The sequence below is a fragment of the Brevirhabdus sp. genome (assembly GCF_052826345.1).
The window spans coordinates 1-3,684 of sequence record NZ_JBRBUA010000002.1; the positions used below are offsets into that span (position 1 = coordinate 1).

The window sequence follows — 3,684 nt, forward strand, 5'->3', positions numbered from 1 at the left end:
CTGGCAGCCGCCCGACTGGCTGTTCGGCCCGGCATGGACGGTGATCCTCGGGCTTGCCGCATGGGCGTTCGTGCTATGCTGGGATGCGGCGGCGGACAGCGGCGATACGGGCTGGCTGATCGCGCTCTATCTGGTGAACGGCGTGTGCCATTTCCTGTGGTCCCCGCTGTTCTTCAACATCAGAAGACCCGACTGGGCGCTGATAGAGGTGCCCTTTCTGTGGCTGTCGGTGCTGTCGCTGTGCATCGTGCTGCGCGAATGGTCGGTCTTCGCAAGCTGGCTGATCGTGCCCTATCTCGCATGGGTCAGCTTCGCGGCCATACTGAACTGGAAGATCGTCGCGCTGAACGGCCCCTTCACGGGCCGCCGCGCGACCTGAGCCGGGGGGGTACCGCGCAACCACCGCTGACGAACGATTGTGAACGCCGGCGCACCAGATATGATGACCATCATGGACCAAAGCGTTATTGCAGAGCTGGCAGCGGTGGCCTCAGTGCTTGCAGCCACTTTCTTCTTCCCGAAGTGGTTTTCGTTTCGACAACGGGCGATAGCTGGCGCGATCCTGTTTCCTCTTGGGTCGCTAGGCATTTTCATAGGTCTGGCACTGGGCGATCAGCCCATCATGCGGTCTGAAACTTTCGCCAGCTTCTGGGTCGGTGCCTGCGGTTTTGCCCTGATCCTATCCATCACGCTCCTGGTCCCGGTTCTATTCGAGTGGCGCAGGAAAACCCGGCATCCCCGAGCCAGGAAGGAAAAATGGCCGGCTGGTCACTGGAAAGGCTAGCCTCGGCGTTCCGACACCGCCGCCCCACATCTTCCCCGCATCCCCCGCCCCACATCTTCCCCGCATCCCCACTGTCCTACACACCCCCGATCCGCTATCGCCGAACCGCCGCCACCCTCTGGCACCGGCTCTTTGAAACCGTCCGATCTCTCCGCACCCCGCGCGTGTAAACTTTGGGCCGGAACGCCAGCATCTCCGCGGCCTTGCGCAAGGTGACAGCCCTTGTAGGATGTGTCACCTTTGTCACTTTTCAAACGCCTGAAAGGCCGCGCCTAAAGCGTGACGCCGCGCTTCCAGATCGAGATGACGCGCTGGCCGCTGCGCTCGCTGGCGGTCTGGCGGCCACTCGCGATGGCCAGCAATTCCTGCGCGAAATCGGCGTCCACCTCCCCGGCGGGTTCGCTCAACATGCGGCCCGCGTCGAAGTCGATCCAGCCCGCTTTGCTGGCCGCCAGCTTCGAATTGGACGCGATCTTCACCGTGGGCACCGGAAAGCCCAAAGGCGTGCCGCGGCCCGTGGTGAACAGGATCATGGTCGCCCCCGCCGCCGCCAGCGCGGTCGAGGACACGGCATCGTTGCCCGGCGCTTCCAGCAAGGTCATGCCCGCCATGTCCGCCGTGCCGCCATAATCGATCACGTCGACCAGCGGCGCCTTGCCGCCCTTCTGCACCGCGCCCAGCGATTTCTCCTCCAGCGTGGTGATCCCGCCCTCGATATTGCCGGGAGAGGGATTTTCCGAAACCGGCTGCCCCTGCTCAAGGAAATAGCGTTTGAACCGGTTGAGCAGCCCCGTCGCCTTGTCGTGAACCTCGCCCGAGACGCTGCGCGCGAACAGCGATCCTTCCGCGCCGAATATCTCGGGGATTTCGGTCAACACCAGCCGCCCGCCGCTGGCCGCAACCCGGTCGCTGAACCGGCCAAGCAGCGGATTGGCCGTCACGCCCGAAAGCGCGTCCGACCCCCCGCATTTCAGCCCGACCGCCAATGCCGAGGCAGGCGCTTTCACCCGCGTCTCGCCGGACAATTCCCCGACCAGCGCGTCGATCAGCGCATTGGCGCGGTCATATTCGTCGCCCGGATCCTGCGCACGCATCACCCGCAGCTTGGACCGGCTGCGTTCGGGCACACGCTCGATCAGCGCGTCCAGCTGGTTGCTCTCGCACCCAAGGCCGATCAGCACCACCCCGCCCGCATTGGGATTGTCGCACAGCGCCGCCAGAACATCGCGCGTCCCCGACAGATCGTCGCCCAGCTGCGAACAGCCATGCGGATGGCCAAAGCCGACGATCCCGTCGATCTTGCCCGCCGCGATCGCATCGCCGTGGCGCATCTCCGCCTCGCGCGCCAGCATCTCGCACATCGGCGCGACGCAGCCGACCGTCGGGATCAGCCAGATCTCGTTTCGCGTGGCATAGCGGCCATCCTCGCGCCGGTATCCAAGCCAGCTGCCCAGCGGCTCGGCCCCGGTGTCATTTTCAGGCCCCGCGAAATCGCCATAGGCCACCTCGCCCGACAGCGCGGTCTTCAGATTATGCGAATGCACATGATCGCCGGCCGAAATCGGCGCACTGGCCAGCCCGATCTGCTCGCCATAGCGGATCACCGGATCGCCCAGCGCATGATCCCGCAGCGCAATCTTGTGACCCGAACAAATTGCGGTATTCGCCGTGATCGCGGCGCCGTTTGCCTCGACCGCCTCGCCCGCCGCGATATCGCGCAAGGCCACCAGCACGGTATCATCGGCATGGCAGCGCATGGCTGTCGGCATGCGGGTCTGTTCGATCGTGCCTGTTGTTGTCATATCGTTCTTTCGACACCGGTATCTATCGGATTGACCGGTTGATTCTGGTCGGCACCCATTGCATGAGCGCCTTTGACACCGGTTACCAGAACGCAGCGGTCACAGCAATCGGCCGAGTTACAGGAGAGTGAAATGACCCGCCCCCTCAACCTCCATCCCGACCGCCTGCTACCCAGCGACCCCGCCGTCCGCGCCGTCGCCCGCGAACTCTACGCCAGCGTCAAGGATCTGCCGATTGTCAGCCCGCACGGTCACACCGATCCCAGCTGGTTCGCCAGTAACGAAAGCTTCGGCAATGCGACCGAACTGCTGCTGGTGCCCGACCATTACATCTTCCGCATGCTGTATTCGCAGGGCGTGCGGCTCGAAGACCTCGGCATCGCGGGGCACAAGGCGGACCCGCGCAAGGCATGGCGTATTCTGGCCGAGAATTATTACCTGTTCCGCGGCACGCCCTCGCGCATGTGGCTCGACTGGGTGTTTACCGAGGCTTTCGGAATGGAAGTCCAGTTGTCGGGGGAAACGGCGGACCTGTATTACGATACGATCACCGAAAAGCTGGCGACCGAAGATTTCCGGCCACGCGCCCTGTTCGACCGCTATGGCATCGAGGTGATCGCCACCACCGAAGGTCCGCTGGATACGCTGGAACACCATGCGGCGATCAGGGACAGCGACTGGAATGGCCGGGTGGTCACCGCCTATCGCCCCGATCCCGTGGTGGACCCGGAGTTCGAGGGTTTCAGCGCCAATCTCGACCGCTTTTCCGAACTGACCGGAGAGAATTGCCGGACGTGGCAGGGCTACCTCAACGCCCATCGCCAGCGCCGTGAATTCTTCAAGACGATGGGCGCGACCAGCAGCGATCATGGCCATCCGACCGCCGCCACCGCGAACCTGTCGGCTGCCGAGGCCGCGCTGCTGTTCGATCGTGTCAAGGACGGCAAGGCCAGCAAGGACGACGCCGAACTGTTCCGCGCGCAAATGCTGACCGAAATGGCGGCGATGAGCATCGATGACGGGCTGGTCATGCAGATCCACCCCGGCAGCTTCCGCAATCACAACGCCGCGCTGTTCGAACGATTCGGGCGCGACAAG

Annotated in this window: 4 protein-coding genes; 3 read left to right on the top strand and 1 reads right to left on the bottom strand. The window is 64.0% G+C overall.

Annotation, left to right across the window (positions count from 1 at the left end; all coding sequences use genetic code 11):
• Both ACU0BR_RS00040 and ACU0BR_RS00045 read left to right on the top strand, forming a co-directional pair.
• Positions 1–379 (top strand): TspO/MBR family protein (locus ACU0BR_RS00040; RefSeq protein ID WP_446154788.1); only part of this gene is annotated, 379 nt, incomplete at its 5' end.
• Between the two features lie 63 nt (positions 380–442).
• Positions 443–784 carry a hypothetical protein gene (locus tag ACU0BR_RS00045; protein ID WP_446154789.1) on the top strand — a complete coding sequence of 114 codons (342 nt, stop codon included), beginning with the start codon at positions 443–445 and terminating at the stop codon, positions 782–784.
• Between the two features lie 272 nt (positions 785–1,056).
• On the opposite strand, the gene ACU0BR_RS00050 is transcribed toward ACU0BR_RS00045, so the two are convergent.
• Positions 1,057–2,586 carry a UxaA family hydrolase gene (locus ACU0BR_RS00050; protein WP_446154790.1) on the bottom strand — a complete coding sequence of 510 codons (1,530 nt, stop codon included), beginning with the start codon at positions 2,584–2,586 and terminating at the stop codon, positions 1,057–1,059.
• Between the two features lie 132 nt (positions 2,587–2,718).
• On the opposite strand from ACU0BR_RS00050, the gene uxaC reads away from it, so the two are divergent.
• Positions 2,719–3,684, top strand: a 966-nt coding sequence (gene uxaC, locus ACU0BR_RS00055; protein ID WP_446154791.1) for a glucuronate isomerase, incomplete at its 3' end; no start/stop codon positions are given.